Raw genomic sequence first — 17,473 nt, 5'->3', positions numbered from 1 at the left:
CGCCTGGTCGTCACCGGCCGGCCGCGGCAGCTCGCCTCGCCCGTGACGCTCATGGCAACGGCGTTACCTTCAAGTTACGGCAATGTTCTCGTTAACATAGACAGGTGTCAAGGTAATCATTCCGGGGCGACCGGCGCGTCCACGATGGAGACCGGAGTGCCCAGTTCCACGGTGCGGGACACGGTGCAGAGCCGGTCGTGCGACTGCCGCAGCGAGCGAGGCAGCACCTCGCGGGCCCGGTCACCGTCCGCGCCGTCCGGGAACGTCACCGCGAACGTGACGGTGAGGTTCTCCATCCGGTTCCCGGTTTCCGGGTCGCGGATCTTGTCGCCGCTCACCGTGACGGCGAACCGGGTCGGTTCGGCGCGACGGCTGGTCACGTGGTCGACGTCCACAGCGGTGCAGCCGCCGAGGGCCGCGAGCAGCAGCTCCACCGGCGTGAAGGTCGCGTCCTCCCCCGTACCCATCGACAGCTCGCCGCCACGGGCGTTGCGCGCCACGTATCTGCCCACGCTGGTGCGCTCGATCTCCACCGACCGGAAGGTGTCGTCACTCATACGACGAACCTACCGAAAAGCGTTCCGCGAACGTGCGGTACACCGGTGTGCCCGGCAACCCGTCACGCACGGCGAACACCACGAGGTCGAACCGGTCTACCGCCCGGAGCGCGTCGGCGAACGCGGCGGCCACCGTCGCCGGGTCGTTCCGGAACACCCCGCAGCCCCACGCGCCCAGCACCACCGTGCGATGCCCGTGCGCGGCAGCGACCTCCAGCACGCGGCGGGCCCGCCGCGCCAGCACCGCCGGCACGTCCGCGGCGCGCTCCGGCTGGTTGCGCACGATCGCGCCCAGGTTCGGCGCCGCCGCGGTCAGGAAGGACGTGGTGTACGGCCGGTCGAGCAGGTCGCCCTTGTCGTCGCGGAACACCGGCACGCCCGGGGAGTAGACGACCCGGTCGCTGTACCGCAGATCCCGCTGCCCCCTGTGGAAGGCATAGAAGTCGGGCGCTGCGAGCAGACACGGGTACAGCGCGGACGAGCGGGCGATGCTCTCCTCCTGCGCCTTCGCCCCGCCCAGGAACCCGCCACCCGGGTTCTTCGCCGACGCGAACACCAGACACGCCGCGCCGGGCCCGAGCCGACGGGCCGCCTGCAACGTCGACTCGTGCGTCACCTCCACGTCGCCGGCGCCGGGCGTCGCGCCGTCGAGGTGGAGGACCTCATCCGGCAGGTGCTCACGGGTGCCGTCGACCGCGGCGCGTACCGCCGCGTCGATCGCGACGTCCTCGCCGGCATCGTTGCGGTAGCGCCCCGCTTCGGCGATCGCGACCGTCTGCCGGGCGATCTCGCGGAGACGGCCGCTCATCCGGCACACCCGTCGATGTCGTGCATGGTCGGCAATCTAGGCAGTCCCCACCCGGCGGGCAACCGATTAGCGGCCCCCCGGCGGGCGCGGGCGTGGACGGGGACTCCACGGTGGACGGCCGTCGCTGCTCTCGGGGGCGGGTCGCGCGATCCGTCCCGCACAGGGCATAGTGGCCCGCGGCTCCATCGACCGATGTTGCCCGCTCGGCGAAGGTGGTGGGAAGTGACGACGCGCTCACGTGTCCGACGGGCCCGGGCGGCCGTACTGGCCATGCTGGCCGGAGGGACGCTCGCGGTGGCGGCGGCACCGGCGACGGCCGCACCGGAGACGGTGAGCATCCTGAGCGTTTCGGCGGAGAACGTGAAACCCCGCGAGACGGTACGCGTGCAGTTCCGCGTCACCAACAGCGGACGCCGGGCCGAGACGGCCATCGTGGTGGTGGGAGGCGGCCTGCGGTGCGCCACCGGCTGCCGGGCGGAGCCGAATCTCGGTCCCGGCCAGAGCCGGACCTTCGACGCGACACTCGTCGCCCCGGATGCCCGCCCGGGCGAGACCACCGGCCTCAACATCTCGATCGGCGTGCGGCTCGCCGGGCAGAACAGCTACGCCTACAAGATGGTCTACGTCCACGGGGCGGGTGCCTCGCCCACCGGCGGGGGCGCACCGGCGGCCGGGGTGAGCGGGGTCTCCGGCCGGGTCCGCGACGCCGGCGGAAAGGCGCTCGGCGGCGCGGACCTGACCATCCGGGACAGTGCCGGTCACGAGTACCGGACGACCAGCGACCGCAGCGGCCAGTTCTCGATCACGTCAAAGGCCGGCCGGACGATCGCGGAGGGATCCATCACGGTCCGCGCATCCGTGGACGGCTACCGCACCGCCCGCGCGACCGTGCGGGGCAGGGCCGGTGACGTCGCCACCGTACGGCTGACCCTTGCCGCGGTGGCGACGCCGGCCACTGCGTCGCCGTCGCCCGCCGAGGAGGCGAGCCCTCCCGCCGCGGCGGCCGGCGACGACCTTCCCGCGGCCGCGCCGCCCACGCTCAAGGCCACCGGCGAGGAGAGCGGCAGTACGTCGATGTTCCTCCTGGGCGGCCTGCTGGTCGCCGCGGGCCTGGGCGCGCTCGCACTGGTGCTGGTGCGGCGCAGGAGCGCACCGGGCGCGGTGGCTGAGGCGGCGACTCCCCCGGTGACCCGGCTGCCGGCCGGCGGGAACCTGGCCGGCGCGCCGACCGCGATCCTGCACCTCGGGCCTCCCGGCGGGCCGGAGAACGCGCTCCACGATCCGGCGCTCACGTACCGGCACCGAGCTGCCACACCCGGAGGTTCCTGATCCGCGAGGCCCTGCCCGTGGCGCTCGGCGAGCGGTTCATCGGAAGACGTACGGTGAAGCGGGCTCCCCGCCCTGGACGGCCCTCGGCCTCGATCGTGCCGTGGTGGCTCGTGACGACCTCCTGGAGCAGCGCCAGACCCAGGCCGAACCGGCGGTCCCCGGCGCCCGCGCCCCTGTGGAACCGGTCGAAGATCCGCCGGGCGTCGGCCTGGTCGAAGCCCTTCCCGGTGTCGGCGATGACGAACTCGGCGGTGTCGCCGGCGGCCCGCAGCGTCACGTCGATCCGGCCTCCCGCCGGCGTGTGGGCCAGCGCGTTCGCGAGCAGTTCGCCGACGACCCGGCGCAGGGCCGACTCGACACCCGGCACCGGCAGCGGGTCGCCGGGGGTGTCCAGGGTGAGGGTGACCCGGCGCTCGGCGGCGCGGTCGCTCTCGGCGGCGACTGTCGTCCCGACCAGCGAGGTGAGGTCGACCGGCGGATCCGGTTCCCGGTCGGCGGGAGCGGCGGCGAGCCGGGCCGAGAGCAGCAGGTCGTCGACGATCTCGCCGAGCCGGCGGGTGGTGCCGACGAGACGTTCCAGGTCGTCCAGGTTCCTGGCGGTGCCGTCGTGACGCGCCCGCCGCGCGAGCAGCTGGGCGCGGGTGTGCACCTGGGCGATCGGGGTTCGCAGTTCGTGGCTGGCGTCCGCGACGAAGCGCCGCTGCCGGGTCAGCGCCTCCGCGAGGGGCGCGACGGCCCGGCGGCCGACGAGCACACCGGTCAGCATGGCGGCGAGCAGCCCGGCCGCCGCCGCGAGGCTGAACGCGAGCAGGAGGTGCCGGCGGTCGGACATCTGGAACCGGGCGTCGAACACCGCCTGGACGACGGTGTCGCCGCGGGCCTCGGTGCGCACGTGGTAGGTCGTGCCGTTACGCGCGACGGTGGCGATCTCGGTGGCCCGGGTGGCCGCCACGGTGTCCAACGCGCCGCGCAACGGGAAGCCGGGTGGTGGCGGGTTCGCGCCGGTGCGCACTGTGGCGCCGTCGTACTGGAAGATCCAGCTGCAGGCGGGCGGCCCGGCGATCGTGCCGTGTTCGGTGCCCCACGTCAGCTCGCGCTGGATCTGCGCCTCCTGGCCGCGGACCAGGACCGCGTAGGAGATGCCGCCGGCCAGCAGCAGCAGGGCGCCGATGGTCAGCCCGACGAACAGGCCGATCCGCAGCCGGGTCCGCCGGACGATCGCCCGCTCGGACGCCTCCATCAGAGCGTCCCGAGGCGGTAGCCGAGCCCGTGCACGGTGCGGACCACGGCACGGCCGAGCTTGCGCCGGAGGTAGTAGACGTAGGTGTCCACTATCGACGCCGCTGCGGCCTCCTCGAAGACCTTGCGGCGCAGCACGGCGCGGGGATGGACGGCGTTCGGCCGGGCCGCCAGCACCCGCAGCAGCTCGAACTCGCGGGTGGACAGCGCCACCCGGGTGCCGTCGGCCAGCACCGCCTCGCGTGGCGCCAGGTCGAGCAGCCCGGCGCCGATGCGCAGCACGTCGGTCGGCTCGGGCGTACGCCGGCACAGCGCCCGGACCCGGGCGCTCAGCTCGTCGAGGTCGAAGGGCTTGACCAGATAGTCGTCGGCGCCCGCGTCCAGCCCGGCGATGCGGTCGTCCACCGCGCCGAGCGCGGTGAGCATCAGGGTCCGGGACGGGACCGCCCGGGCACGCAGCCGGGTGACCAGGTCGAGGCCGTCGAGCGCCGGCAGCATCCGGTCGATGACCATCACGTCGTACGACCGGGTCAGCCCGAGATGCAGGCCGCGCTGGCCGTCGAAGGCCCTGTCGACCAGGTAGCCTTCCTGACCCAGCGCCTCGGTGAGCATCTCGGTCAGGTCCGCGTCGTCCTCGACCAGCAGCAGCCGGTTCGATCTTCCGCCCCGCATATGTTAACGATCTCATAGATAAAGGCCGATGAAGCCATCGGTATTTGCCTCTTCAACTATCTGAAACCGCGAGCGCCGGCGCGCGGACGGTTTCGGGCTGCCGCGCCTCGCGGCGCTCGATCCAGCTCAGCACCGGCGTCGTCATCAGCGTGGTGACCAGCGCGACCAGTACCAGCACGGTGAACAGGGCCGGGTTCACGATGCCCGCCTCCAGCCCGACGTTCAGCGCGATGAGCTGCATCAGGCCCCGGGCGTTCATCAGCGCGCCGACCCGCAGCGCGACACCCGACGGCTCGCCACGGAGCCGGGCCGCGGCCCAGCAGGCGCCGAACTTGCCGGCGATCGCCGCCGTCACGCAGGCGAGCGCGAACAACAGCACCGGCAGGGAGCCGAGCAGACCGAACTCGGTACGCAGCCCCGAGTAGGTGAAGAACAGCGGCAGGAAGAGCGTCGCGGCAACCGGAGTGAGCGTGTCCACCACCCGGTCGGTGTTCTCGGTGCGGGGCATCACCACGCCGACCGCGAACGCGCCGAAGACCGCGTACAGGCCGATCTCGTCGGTGTACCAGGCGACCAGGAAGAGCAGGGCGACGGTCCCGAGCAGCCGGGCGCGGTCGCTGAGGGCCCGGTGGGTCATCAGCGTGGAGGTGACCGCACGACCGCCGAACCAGAGCACCAGTCCGAACAGGACCGCCCCGCCCGCGGTGACGAGCGCGGGACCGGCCCGGCCGGACGCGAAGGCCAGGACCGCGGCCAGCATGATCCAGGCCACCACGTCGTCGATCGCGCCGCTGGCCAGGGAGAGGGTGCCGTGCCGGGTGCCGGCGTGCCCGTGCTCGGTGATGATCCGGGCCAGCATCGGGAACGCGGTGATGGCCAGGGCGACGCCGACGAACGCGGCCGAGACCCCGAGTGACGTCCCGTCGGCCTGGATCGGCATGGCACCCGCCGTCACCAGGACCAGCAGCACGCCCAGCAGGAGCGGCGCGGTGACCCCGGCCAGGGAGATCACGCCGGCGGTGCCGGCGAGCCCGGTGACCCGGTGGGCGCTGAACGCGTACCCGGCCTGGAACATGAACAGCACCAGGCCGACCTGACCCACGACGTAGAGGACCGGGAGCAGGGGCGCCGGGAACAGGGCGTCCTGCACGTCCGGCAGGAGGAGTCCGAGCAGAGACGGGCCGAGCAGGACGCCGGCGAGCATCTCGCTGACCACGGCGGGCTGACCCGCCTTGCCGAGCAGCCACGCGACCCCTTTGCAGAAGATCAGGATCACCGTGACCGCGATGAAGAACCGTGGCGCCAGCTCCGTTGGTGTCATCGGACAGCCCTCTCGAAGTAGTCGGTGCACAACCGCTGCCGGCGGGCGTCGACGACCATCCAGGTGCCGAACACCAACTGCCGGACACTGCGGCCCACGTCGGCCCACCGGTCCCGCGACCGCATCGCGGCCAGCCGCAGCCGTCCCGGAACGGTGGACCCGGCCGGTGTCAGGTACGCCGGGCCCCGGCTGGGCAGCGAGCGGGTGTGTGACGCGGAGGAGGTCAGGACGTACCGGCGCAGCACCTCACGGGTCGCGGCGCGCATCATCACCGGCGCGACCCCGCGGGCCGGGCAGGCCCGGTTCGCGGTGACCCCGTACGGGATGAAGTGCGCGTCGCCGCGCTTGAGCGTCAGCCACCGGTCCGGGTCGAACCGGTCGTCGCCGGCGGCTCCGCCGCGGTGGAACGCCAGGTAGTTGAAGAGCAGTACGGTTCCGGCGGGCAGGGACACGCCGGTGGGCAGCGTGATCGGCGCGGACGTGATCCGGTGCGCCACGCCGAAGAGCGGATGCACCCGCAGCGTCTCGTCGATCACCCGGTCCAGCGCCTCGTCGTCGTCGAGTCCCCGCTGGAGCGCGGGATGGGTGGCGAGGGCGAGCAGCACGTGCGCCATCGCCTCGGACATCTGCACGACGGCGGTGTTGAAGAAGGCGCCCTGGAGATACCAGGCCGTCTCCCGGGTGGTGAACGGCGGCGGCAGCGTCACCGGGCAGGTCCCCGCCTCGATCCGGTCGTGCAGATACCCGGTCAGCCGGTCGCGCCGCCGCATGTGCCGCAGGCCGGTGCACTTCAGCCCGTTCACCACGTCCTCGGCGTTGGCGACGATCAGCGCCCGCGCGTCCGCCGGGCACGCCTCGCCGAAGACGAGTTCGTAGTAGACCTCGGCCCAGACCGGCATCATCAGGTCGCGCAGCCGGACGTGGCTGGTCCGGTCGGCGGGCAGCCGGTCGAGCGCGCGCCGGGTGGCGGCGGTCGCGAGGTCGTCGCAGCGCCCACGGCGTACCGCGAGCACCCGCCGGGTCGTCGCGGCCACGGTCCGGTACCGCTCCCCCGGCTCCAGATGCTCCTGGTGCATGTGCGGTCCGGGCGCCAGCCAGTACCAGAACAGGTCCGACAGCCCGGCCCCGCGGCTGCGGCCGTCCGCCGCCGGATCGGAATACACCCGCTCGAAGTGCTCCATGCCGACTGTGGGGCCCGGCACCGGTACGCCCTCGACGCCGTTGACGGTGACGAACACCCACTCCCGCAGCCGGACCACCGTCCGGGGCAGCCAGTACGGCAGGGTCCACGCCACGCCGATCCCCGCCAGGACGATCAGGGCGCTCATCCGCACGCCACCGTGGCGACCAGGTCGGCGCTCAGGTCGGCCGGACCGGTGGCGCCGGCCAGCGCCAACGCCCGGTCGAGGTCGGCGCGCAGAAGGTCGAGCACGTGGCGTACCCCGGCGGCGCCGCCCACCGCGAGCCCCCACAGCACCGGGCGGCCGACCAGCACCGCGCTCGCGCCGAGCGCCAGCGCCACCAGGACGTCGGTTCCCCGGCGGACACCGCCGTCGAGCAGCACCGGCAGCCGCCCGCCGACGGCCTCGACCACGGCGGGCAACGCGTCCAGGGTGGCGAGCGCGCCGTCGAGCTGCCGGCCGCCGTGGTTGGAGACCAGCAGACCGTCGAGACCGTACGAGACGGCAAGCGCCGCGTCAGCCGGATGCAGCACCCCCTTCAGCAGGATCGGCAGCGTGGTGACCTCGCGCAGCCAGGCGATCCGGGTCCAGTCCAGCCCGGCGTCCATCCCGATGTCGCGCACCCGGCCGCTCGCGTCGCGCATGTTCTCGCAGACCATCCCCGGCGGCAGGTCGGCGAAGCCGTGCCGCAGGTCGCGTTCCCGCCGGCCGAACACCGCCGAGTCGACGGTGACGACGAGGGCCGAGCAGCCGGCCGCCTCGGCCCGCCGTACCACTGCTGCGGTGAAGTCGAGGTCCGCCTGCGGGTAGAGCTGGAACCACAGCGGCCCGCCGGCGGCGGCGATCTGCTCGACCGGCCGGGTGGCCGCCATGCTGACCACCATGATCGTGCCCGCCTCGGCGGCGGCGCGTGCGGTGGCCACCTCGCCCTCGGGGTGGGCCAGCCGGTGGAACGCGGTCGGCGCGATCAGCACCGGCATCGAGATCCGGCTGCCGAGCAGCGACGTCCGCAGGTCGCGCCGGCCCGCGCCGCGCAGGACGCGGGGCACCACGTACCGCCTGGTGAAGGCCGCCTCGTTGGCGCGGACCGTGCGCTCCTCGCCCGCTCCGCCGGAGAAGAAGTCCCAGTAGACCGGGTCCAGGCGGCCGCGCGCGTCGGCGGCCAGCTCGGCCAGGTTCAGCGCCGGGCCGTCCAGCGCCGTGCCCTCCAGCGGGCGCATCTCAACCCTCGGCACGGCTCAGGCAGCTGTCGACGAACGCGACGAGCGGCGCGACGTGCGTCTCCGGCCGGTCCCACCGGTTCTCCAGGTTCTCCGCGAGGTGGTGGGTGGCGACGACCCGGCCCGCCCGGTGGTGGCGGACGACCGGATGCAGGTAGGCGGCGTCGTGGGCCTGACCGGGGACGTCCTGGGCGATCCGGCTGACGGTGACGTCGAACGGGTCCACCCGGTCGTGGTCGGGGCCGTACTCGAGGGTGACGACGAAGGCGTGCGTGTAGTCGTGGTCGGCGGTGCGCAGGCCGGTGCCGGTGAAGTACTCGACCGGCACCTCGTCGTGGTAGCGCGCGTCGGACCCGGCGACTGTGACCACGTCGCCGAGGAAGCCGAACTGCTGCCACAGGGCGGAGGTGCGGTTGACCCGCGCGACGACGGCGTCGGCGATCGCCTCCGGGTTGGCGTCCAGCTTCTCCGCCGGCCACGGCGTGTCCCCGTACCGTCGCTCCAGGATCCGGTGCAGCGCCCGGACGGCGTACCGGAAACCGTGGATGAAGCCGCTCGTGGAGCGTTTGAAGTCCCGTTCCTGGCTGATCGTGCCGGCGAAGTAGAGGCCCGGCACGTTCACCGACTCCCATGCCGGGGTCTGCGCCGGGAAGCGGTCCCTGATCGCGAGCGCCGGCCGGCAGGTGTCGTCGAAGACGGACGCGTCGAAGGCGAACCCGGTGCAGACGAGCACCCGGTCGTACCGCAGTTCCTTGACCACCTCGTTCGCCCGGGAGAACGAGAACGTCACCGTGTAACCGGCGTCGTCGCGCTCGATGCGTCTGACCTCGCCGTCCAGGATCGCGTTCGCCGACTTGAGCTGGTACGTGTCCAGGAAGTTGTTGTTCACCGCGCGCAGGTGCCCCACGTAGTGCGTGCGCCAGGCCATCCGCACCGAACTCGGCCCGGCGACGTGGATCAGCGTGGTGGTCTCCATCAGGTTGTCGGCGGTCTCGAACGCGGAGTTCCCCTTGCCGATGATCAGCACCTTCTGGTCGAGGTAGTCGCGCGGGTCGACGGACATGTCCGCGTACTGCTCGGCGAGTTCGAGCCCGGGGATCTGCGGCAGGTACGGCCGGGAGACGCCGGTGGCGACGATCAGCCGCCGGGCCCGGAAGACCTCCTCCCCCGCCCGGACCTCGAACACCCCGTCGACCTTGCCGATCGACGTCACCCGGGTGCCGTACCGGACCCGTACGCCCGTCTTCGCGGCGAAATCCGCCAGGTAGCGGACCATCACGTCGGCGTCGGGGAAGTACCGCTCGGTGTAGCCGGTGAACCGCAGCGCCGGGTCGTCGCTGAGCAGCGAGTTCCAGTCCAGCCGCAGGTTCAGCTCCGGGTCGTCCGAGCCGGTGTGCGGCTTGTTGATGGAGATCAGTTGCCGGTGGCGGGGATAGGTGGCGAAGAACGCCCCCGGGACGTCCGCCTGTTCCAGGACCAGATAGTCGCGCTTGCCGTCGGCCTCCAGCAGAGCCGCGAGTTGCAGGCCCGCCGGCCCGGCCCCGACGATCAGATAGTCAAGCGTCATGTGCGCCCACCCTCAGGAAAGAGAAACGGAGAGATCCGCGATCACGTCGGCCGCGCGCCGCACGTCACCGTCCAGCGGCCGGTCCGGGTCGACCGGCGGTACGACAGCGGCCAGCGCCGCGAGCGCCTCGACGCAGCCGGACGCGGTCGGCGTACGCGCGCCCACGTACGCGGCCTGGCGCAGCCCCAGCGCGAGCGACCCGACGACGAGATGCAGCAGCCGGGCCTGGTCCAGCGCCCGCAGCGCGGCCTGGGTGCCGAGCGGGACGACGTCCTGGTTGTGCAGGTTGGTCGGCACGCTCTGCATGCTCGCGGGCATGGTGTCCCGGCGGATCTCGGTGATCAGCGCGGTGGCCGCCAGCTGCACCCCCTGAAGCCCGTGCTGCTGTCCCGGGCCGGCGGCCAGCATCGGTGGCAGGCCGCCGTTGCGGTTCGGGTCGACGAGCAGGTCGAGCTGCCGTTCGGCGAGGTTGCCGACCTGCGCGACGACCATCGACAGCACGTCGGCGGCGAACGCGGCCGGCTGGCCGAAGAAGTTGCCGCCGTGCACCACCAGGTCGTCGTCGGGGAAGAACAGCGGATTGTCGGTGACGCTCGCCAGGTCGGCCGCGACGACGCCGTCGACGTGGCGCAGGGCGTCCTCGGCCGCGCCGAGCAGTTGCGGCGTGCACCGGATGCTGTACGGCTCCTGCAACGGACGCGCGCCGGACGCGACGAGGCCGGCGCTGACCCGCCGCATCCGCGCGCCCACGTCGATCGCGCCCGGATGGCCGTACGCGGCCAGCAGCCGGGCGTCGAGGAACTGGGTATCGCTGCCGAGCAGGTCGGCGAGCAGGCAGGTGAGCACCTGGACCGCCCGGTGTGCGGCGCGGACCGCGTCCAGCGCCAGCGCCGTCGCCGCGGTGGTCAGCGACGTGCCGTTGACCAGGGCGAGGGCGTCGCGGCCGTCCAGCGGCAGCGGTTCCAGGCCGGCCAGCGTCAGCGCCTCGCCCGCCGGCATCCGTACCCCGTCCAGGTAGGCGTGCCCCCGGCCCCGCAACGCCTGCGCGGCCGCCCCCAGCGGGATCAGGTCACCGCTGGCGCCGACCGAACCCAGCCGGGGCATCGCGGGGACGAACGTGGTCGCGAGCATCGCCGCGAGGGCGTCGATCACGTGCGGGGAGACCCCCGACGCGCCCCGGGCCAGCGACGCGGCCCGCAGCAGCACCGTCGCGCGGACCACCTGCGGATCGAGGTCCGGGCCCTGACCGGCGCCGAGGTGGGCGAGCGTGTTGTCGGCCTGGTCGCGCAGGTCGGCGCGGCCCGCGTACCCGACCAGGGCACCGAAGCCGGTGGTGGCGCCGTACACCGCGCGGTCGTCGCCGAGCACCGCGGACAGGAACGTGCGGGCGGCGGTGACCCGGCCCCGGACCTGCGGTCCGACCACGACCTTGATCGGGTCGCGGGCGGCGCGGAGGTCGGCGATCCGCAGTGGGACATCGAGGTCCACCTCTGTCGTCATGCGATCGCACCCTAGAGACGAATTCTCAGAACGCTCTGAGATCGAGTCGCTACGTTGCGGCGCATGACGCTCGACTATCTGATCATCGGAGCCGGACCGGCCGGGTTGCAGCTCGCTCACCTGCTCGAGCGCGACGGCCGCGACTACCTGGTCCTGGAGGCCGGCCCGGCGCCGGGCACGTTCTTCGCCACCTACCCCCGGCACCGGCAACTCATCTCGATCAACAAGGTGTGGACCGGCTCCGACGACCCGGAGTTCAACCTGCGCGCGGACTGGAACTCACTGCTCACCGACGATCCGGCGCTGCTGTTCAGGAACTACAGCCGGCGCTACTTCCCGGACGCCGCGGACATGGTGCGCTACCTCGCCGACGTCGCCCGCGGCCTGCGGATCAGGTACGGCACCCGGGTGTCCCGGGTCGCGCGCGACGGCGACCTGTTCACCGTCCACACCGGCGACGACACGGTCACCGCCCGCCGGGTGGTCGTCGCCACCGGCGTGTCCCAGCTCTACGTACCGCCGATCGAGGGCGCCGAGCTCGCCGAACGGTACGACACGGTAAGCGTCGACCCGGACGACTTCACCGACCAGCGCGTCCTCGTCATCGGCAAGGGCAACTCGGCCTTCGAGACCGCCGACGCGCTCGTCGAGACGGCGGCTGTCATCCACGTCGCCGGTCCGCACTCGATCAAGCTGGCGTGGCAGACGCACTACGTCGGTCACCTGCGCGCGGTGAACAACAACTTCCTCGACACGTACCAGCTCAAGTCGCAGAACGCGGTCCTCGACGGCACCGTGGAGCGGATCGCCCGGCGTGACGACGGCGGCTACCGGATCGACTTCCGGTACGCCCGCACCGTCGAGGCGATCCGGCGGATCGACTACGACCGGGTCATCCTCTGCACCGGGTTCCGGTTCGACGCGGGCATCTTCGACCCGTCCGCCCGTCCCCGGCTCGTCATCGACGACCGCTTCCCCGAGCAGACCTCCGCGTACGAGTCGGTGAACGTACCAGGCCTCTACTTCGCCGGCACGCTCACCCAGCAGCGCGACTTCAAGCGCTCGACGAACGGGTTCATCCACGGCTTCCGGTACGGCGTGCGCGCCCTGCACCGGATCCTCGGCGCCCGCCACCACGACACGCCGTGGCCGGCCACGCCGCTGGAGGTCACCCCGGAGGCGATCGCGGACGCGATCATCGCGCGGATCAACCGCACCTCGGCGCTGTGGCAGCAGTTCGCCGTCCTCGGTGACGTCGTCGTCATCTCCGGCGACACCGCGCGCTACCACGAGGAGGTGCCCGTCGCGTACGTGCACGACGGCGGGCTGGGCCCGGAGCCGTTCGCGTTCGTGGTCACCCTCGAGTACGGGCCGGACCACGACCAGGTCGACCCGTTCGACATCACGGTGCCGAGGATCGCCGAGAACGACGCCGCGCACGCCCACGACGCGAGCTACCTGCACCCGGTCGTCCGGGTCCACCGTGGTGGGACCGTCGTCGCATCGCACCACCTCGCGGAGAACCTGGAGAACCACTGGAACCTGCCGGACGTGCACCACCAGCCGCTCGTGCTCTTCGTCAAGGGCGTCCTCTCCGATGCCGGCTGAGGTCTGGCCCCAGCCCGTGCTGGACCTGCTCGCCGCCGGCGACGACCGGCCGGTCTTCGAGGAGGGCGACCGGACCGTCACCACCGCCGAGATGTACCGGCTGGTCCGTCGCATCGCCGCCGGGCTCCGCGCCGCCGGAGCCGGCCCCGGTGTCGGGGTGGCCCTGCGGCTCGGTGTCACCGCGGAGGCGTTCGCGGCGATCATCGCGGCGTTCGCCGTGGGCGCCCGGGTCTCCGGGATCCGCCCCGACCTGAGCCCGGCACACCGCGCCTGGCAACTCGGCGGCACCACGCTGCTGGTCGACGACGCCCGGGTGACCGAACTGGCGCGCACCCCCGACGACGGACGACAGCTGATCGCCGCCGGGCGCCCGGGCGACGTCGCCCGGATCATCTGGACCAGCGGCAGCACCGGCAGCCCGAAGGGCTGCGCCCAGACGTACGCGGCGATGAGCGCGGCCTGGACGCCGTACCCCGATCGCTGGCCGCCGGCGATCGCGGACCTCGCCACCCGGCTCCAGCGGTATCTCGTCTTCGGTTCGCTGAGCAGCCAGGTGATGCTGGAGTACGGCATCCTCACCCTGGCCGCGGGCGGCACCCTTGTCGCGGCCCGGCCGCCCGGCTTCCCCGGCATGATCGCCCGCCACCGGGCTACCGCGAGCGTGATCACCGTGGGCAAGCTGTACCAGCTCGTGCGGGACCAGCGCGCCGACCCGGCCGACCTGAGCAGCCTGCGGGCCCTGCTGGCCTCCGGCTCTCCGCTCGCACCGGGCCGGCTCGCCGAGGCGCTCGACGTGCTCGGGCCCGTCGTCTTCCACGGCTACGGCCAGACCGAGACCGGCATGATCACGATGGTGACGCCCGCCGAGATGGTGGCGTACCCGGCCGCGCTCGCCTCCGTCGGCCGGCCTCCCCCGGTGACGGCGCTGTCCATCCGGGACGCCGAGGGCCGTCCCGCCACCGAGGGGGAACTGTTCGTCCGCACACCGGCGCAGGCCGCCGCGTACTGGAACGACCCGGCCGAGAGCGCCGAGGTGTTCGTGGACGGCTGGGTCCGCACCCGCGACCTGGCCCGGCTCGACGGAGACGGCTACCTGCACCTGCTCGGCCGGATCCGGGACGTCGTCATCGTGCAGGCCAACCTGGTGTACGCCGGCCCGATCGAGCGGGTCCTCGCCGCCGATCCCACAGTCGCCGAGGCGTACGTCGTCGGCCGTCCCGACGACGTGACCGGGGAGGCGGTGCACGCGTACGTGGTGCCCGCCGCCGGTTGCGTACCTGATGCCGGGCGGCTGCGGGCAGTGGTGGCGGAGGCGCTGGGGGAACCGTCGGTCCCGCGGACGATCCAGTGGATCGACCGGGTTCCGGTGGCACCAAGCGGCAAGCCGGACAAGCGCGCCCTGGCACACATGACCGTCAGCTGATCGTGCGGCCCGGTGCTCTACTACCAACTCTTAGTAGTTCCCCTAGGATGGCGACCGCATCAGGTCGGAGCGATGGGCGCCGGGTCCATGTCTCCCTGACGAAGGGGATCAGTGGTGCCTCTCCCGCGGCGTCATCGGTCGCCGGCGCGCGGCGCGGCACGGTGGCTGCTGCTCGTCTGGCTGGCGTGCTGTCCCGCCGTGTTCGTGGTGCTCGGCTTCGCCTCGCCCGCCGCCGCGCACTTCAAGCTGCTCAAGGTCGTACCGGCCGACGGCGCACGCGTGGACGGCCCGGTCGCGGAGATCCGGCTGACGTTCAGCGCCCCCGGCACGCCCACCGCGGCCGGCTTCACGCTCTCCCGCGAGGGTGCTGCCGTTCCGGTGACCACTCACACCCCCGACGGGGGCCGTACGTGGCTGGTCAACCCCTCCGCGGCGTTGACCGACGGGAGGTTCACGCTGCGCTGGAGCGTGGCCGCTCCGGACGCCCATCCGCTGACCGGCGACGTCACGTTCACAGTGGTCCCGGCCGGCGCGCCACCGGGCGCGACCGCCACCCCGCGGCCCACGGCCGGTTCGCACGGGCACACCGGTCACGGCGGACCGGCCGTTCCGTCGGCTTCCCCACCGGCCCGCTCCGGCGGGCACGCGGTGGGTCACACCGCCGACGCCGGCCAGGGTCCGGTGCGGTTCGTCGGCACGGCGGGGCGCTGGCTGTCCTACGGGGCGATCCTGCTCGGTGTGGGTGGTCTCGTCTTCGCGCTGACCACACTGGTGGGTACGCGCAGCGACATCCGGCTGGTCCAGGTCTGGGTACGCATCGCCGGGCTGACCGTGGTGGCCGGCGTGCTGCTCGAACTGGCGGCGCTGGCGGCCGTGTTCGGCGGGGGCGGTCTCGCCTCGGCGGTCAGCGTGCAGGCGCTCACCGCGCTCGGCCGTACGCCGGTGGCCGCCGGACTGGGTCTGCGGTTCGCCGGCGCGGCCGGGCTTCTCGTGGCCGGTTCCCTGGAGGCGGCGCTGATCCGGGGCCGGCACGCAGTCGGGCGGCACGCCGTGGCGACGGTCGCCGCGATCCCGACCGCCCCTCGCCCCCTGGTCGTGCCGCCCACCGGCGACGTGAGCGGCGACGAGGTCCAGCGGGTACGCGCGCGAGCGGTCCGGCCGGTGCTCCTCGGCGTCACGGTGGCGCTGCTGCTCGGTTCGTTCCTGTTCGACGGGCACACCGTCACCGCCGGACCACGGGCGATCGTCGTGGCGGCGGACGTCGCGCACACCGTCGCCGCGGCGGTGTGGGTCGGCGGCGTTCTGCTCCTGGCGGCGCTGCTGCTGGGGCGTGCGCGCCTCGGTGTGCCAACGGGCGCCGCCGAGATGGCGGTGCGGTTCTCCGTTCCGGCCACCGCGGCGGTGACGCTCACCGGCGTCGCCGGTGCCGTGTTGACGCTGGCGATCCTGGACCGGCCCGGCCACCTGGTGAGCACCGGATGGGGACGGGTACTCCTGGTCAAGGTCGCGCTGGTGGCGATCGTCGCCGTCGTCGGGCTCTACAACAGCAGGCGGGTGGTGCCCCGGCTGGACGACCCCACCCCGGAGGGCATGCGTCGCCTGCGCCGCACGGTGCTGGCGGAGGCGGTGCTGATGGTCGCCGTCCTGCTGGCCACCGCGATCCTGGTCAACGCCGGTATGTAGGTCGGGCCCGCGCCGCACGGTCTACAGGCAGAACAGGATGCCGGTCACCACGCCGGCGCCCAGCGGGGCGGCCAGGGCGGTCGAGGCGAGCAGGGCACGGGCGAGCAGGTTGCGGCGGTGCGGGCGGCGTCCCTGGAGGCGCTGCAGCCGGATGGCCACGTCGGCGCCGGCCATCGACAGCGCCGACGGCGGGCGCGGCGCGCCGGCGAAGGTCAGCAGCGCGTCGCGTACGGCGGTCGGGCCACACTCGCGGACGGCGGCGGCGTCGGCGCGCAGTTCGACGAGCAGGCGCACGGCCGCGGGCGCCTGGCGGGTCAGGGGCAGCCACGGTACGGCGGCGGCGAGCCCTTCCACGGCGGCCACCAGGAGATGGTGACGCTCCCGCAGGTGTGCCCGCTCGTGGCTGAGCACCGCGGCGAGCTGGTCCGCCGGCAGGTCACCGGCGGCGCTGGCCAGGACCGTCAGCCCGCCGGACCCGCCGAGGCTGTAGGCCATCGGGGTCGGGTGCGGGATCCACAGCACCGGCGCCTCGCCGCGCTCCGAGGGGCCGCCGGCGAGCGTGAGCAGGTCGGCGTGGGCGCGGCGAGCACGGTGGGCGCGCATCGCCCGGCGCGTGCACGTCACCGTGAACCGGGCGAGCACGGCCAGCAGGAGCAGCGCTCCGGTCGCCCCGACGATCTCGTCGGCGGCGGGCGGCCGGCTGGGTTGCGCCCAGTGCCAGCAGATGCGGGCGAGGTCGTGCAGCGCCCACTGCCGGGTGCTGCCGGGGGCGAGGAGCATCACGGTGGCGAGGACGAAGGTGCCGATCACCGCGACGATCAGGCCGAGCCAGCCGAGCAGCATCGCGACGGGGTCGGCGACGTGCCGGAAGCACAGCCGCAACGCGGCGGGGCCACACCAGGCGACCAGCGCCGCGCCGGTGACGAGGGCGAGCGCGAGGCTCACGCCTCGGACTCCCGCTCGTCGAGGACCTGCCGCAGGATGTGCAGCTCGCGGTCGGAGGCGGACCGGGCGAAGTGCAGGAGCACCAGGTCGGGGTGGGTGCTCGTCTCGACGACCCGGCGCAGTGTCCGCGCGATGATCTCCTCGCGGGTGCCGGCGGCCCGGTAGCGGTAGGCCTTGCCGTCCTTCTCGCGTACGGCCCAGCCCTTGCGGTGCAGGTTGTCCAGCACGGTGAGCACCGTCGTGTACGCCAGGACCCGGTCGGTGGTCACCGCGTCGAGGACGTCACGCACGAGCACGGGCTCCGGGGCACGCCACAGGACGTCCATCACCGACGATTCGAGTCTGCCGAGTTCCGCCACGTGCTCTCCCTTCGTGCCGGTCAGGGTACGTCAGGTGTCGTGGCGGTGCGGCCGGTCCCGA

General features: G+C 73.3%; 15 protein-coding genes. 4 read left to right on the top strand and 11 right to left on the bottom strand.

The annotated features are described in order from the left end of the window. Positions 1-116: 116 nt before the first annotated feature. Positions 117-557, bottom strand: a complete 441-nt coding sequence (locus tag CLT75_RS04070; protein WP_135239536.1) for an OsmC family protein — start codon at positions 555-557, stop codon at positions 117-119. Continuing rightward, positions 550-1,365 (bottom strand): TIGR02452 family protein, encoded by an 816-nt coding sequence (locus tag CLT75_RS04065; protein ID WP_135239535.1) that lies wholly within the window; start codon positions 1,363-1,365, stop codon positions 550-552. Before CLT75_RS04065 ends, CLT75_RS04070 begins: the two co-directional genes overlap by 8 nt. Positions 1,366-1,587: 222 nt before the next feature. Between CLT75_RS04065 and CLT75_RS04060 the strand changes: the two genes are divergently transcribed. Then, positions 1,588-2,694 (top strand): carboxypeptidase-like regulatory domain-containing protein, encoded by a 1,107-nt coding sequence (locus CLT75_RS04060; protein ID WP_135239534.1) that lies wholly within the window; start codon positions 1,588-1,590, stop codon positions 2,692-2,694. Here the strand turns inward: CLT75_RS04060 and CLT75_RS04055 are convergent. The 7 genes from CLT75_RS04055 to CLT75_RS04025 are packed head-to-tail and all read right to left on the bottom strand — an operon-like array spanning position 2,654 to position 11,394. After that, positions 2,654-3,934, bottom strand: coding sequence for a sensor histidine kinase (locus CLT75_RS04055; protein WP_135239533.1), 1,281 nt, complete (start codon positions 3,932-3,934; stop codon positions 2,654-2,656). The two genes, CLT75_RS04060 and CLT75_RS04055, sit on opposite strands and share 41 nt — an antisense overlap. Next, on the bottom strand, positions 3,934-4,605 hold the full coding sequence (locus CLT75_RS04050; RefSeq protein ID WP_135239532.1) for a response regulator transcription factor: 672 nt from the start codon (positions 4,603-4,605) through the stop codon (positions 3,934-3,936). The genes CLT75_RS04055 and CLT75_RS04050 overlap by 1 nt, the downstream gene beginning before the upstream one ends. A 52-nt stretch (positions 4,606-4,657) precedes the next feature. Then, positions 4,658-5,926: a cation:proton antiporter gene (locus tag CLT75_RS04045; RefSeq protein ID WP_135239531.1), complete on the bottom strand. Its 1,269-nt coding sequence runs from the start codon at positions 5,924-5,926 to the stop codon at positions 4,658-4,660. Continuing rightward, positions 5,923-7,254, bottom strand: coding sequence for a cytochrome P450 (locus CLT75_RS04040; protein ID WP_135239530.1), 1,332 nt, complete (start codon positions 7,252-7,254; stop codon positions 5,923-5,925). Before CLT75_RS04040 ends, CLT75_RS04045 begins: the two co-directional genes overlap by 4 nt. Then, entirely contained in the window at positions 7,251-8,327 is a 1,077-nt protein-coding gene (locus CLT75_RS04035; RefSeq protein WP_135239529.1) for an alpha-hydroxy acid oxidase, read from the bottom strand. The genes CLT75_RS04040 and CLT75_RS04035 overlap by 4 nt, the downstream gene beginning before the upstream one ends. A gap of 1 nt (position 8,328) precedes the next feature. Then, positions 8,329-9,894, bottom strand: coding sequence for an FAD-dependent oxidoreductase (locus CLT75_RS04030; RefSeq protein WP_135239528.1), 1,566 nt, complete (start codon positions 9,892-9,894; stop codon positions 8,329-8,331). 12 nt (positions 9,895-9,906) lie between these two features. Further along, a complete protein-coding gene (locus CLT75_RS04025; RefSeq protein ID WP_135239527.1) occupies positions 9,907-11,394 on the bottom strand; it encodes an aromatic amino acid ammonia-lyase in 1,488 nt (495 codons plus the stop codon). Between the two features lie 63 nt (positions 11,395-11,457). On the opposite strand from CLT75_RS04025, the gene CLT75_RS04020 reads away from it, so the two are divergent. The 3 genes from CLT75_RS04020 to CLT75_RS04010 all read left to right on the top strand — a co-directional run bounded on the left by CLT75_RS04020 (position 11,458) and on the right by CLT75_RS04010 (position 16,108). Further along, positions 11,458-13,002 (top strand): NAD(P)-binding domain-containing protein, encoded by a 1,545-nt coding sequence (locus CLT75_RS04020; RefSeq protein WP_135239526.1) that lies wholly within the window; start codon positions 11,458-11,460, stop codon positions 13,000-13,002. Further along, positions 12,992-14,425: an ANL family adenylate-forming protein gene (locus CLT75_RS04015; RefSeq protein WP_135239525.1), complete on the top strand. Its 1,434-nt coding sequence runs from the start codon at positions 12,992-12,994 to the stop codon at positions 14,423-14,425. Before CLT75_RS04020 ends, CLT75_RS04015 begins: the two co-directional genes overlap by 11 nt. A 165-nt stretch (positions 14,426-14,590) precedes the next feature. Next, the gene (locus CLT75_RS04010; protein ID WP_486485330.1) at positions 14,591-16,108 is read left to right on the top strand and encodes a copper resistance CopC/CopD family protein; all 1,518 of its coding nucleotides are present in this window, start codon (positions 14,591-14,593) and stop codon (positions 16,106-16,108) included. 21 nt (positions 16,109-16,129) lie between these two features. Here CLT75_RS04010 and CLT75_RS04005 read toward each other — a convergent pair whose 3' ends face one another. Further along, positions 16,130-17,053 carry a M56 family metallopeptidase gene (locus CLT75_RS04005; RefSeq protein ID WP_135239523.1) on the bottom strand — a complete coding sequence of 308 codons (924 nt, stop codon included), beginning with the start codon at positions 17,051-17,053 and terminating at the stop codon, positions 16,130-16,132. After that, positions 17,050-17,412: a BlaI/MecI/CopY family transcriptional regulator gene (locus tag CLT75_RS04000; protein WP_135239522.1), complete on the bottom strand. Its 363-nt coding sequence runs from the start codon at positions 17,410-17,412 to the stop codon at positions 17,050-17,052. Before CLT75_RS04000 ends, CLT75_RS04005 begins: the two co-directional genes overlap by 4 nt. Positions 17,413-17,473 lie beyond the last annotated feature (61 nt).

This window comes from Micromonospora sp. CNZ285 (assembly GCF_004637285.1).
This window is presented reverse-complemented; position numbering and strand designations above follow the sequence as displayed.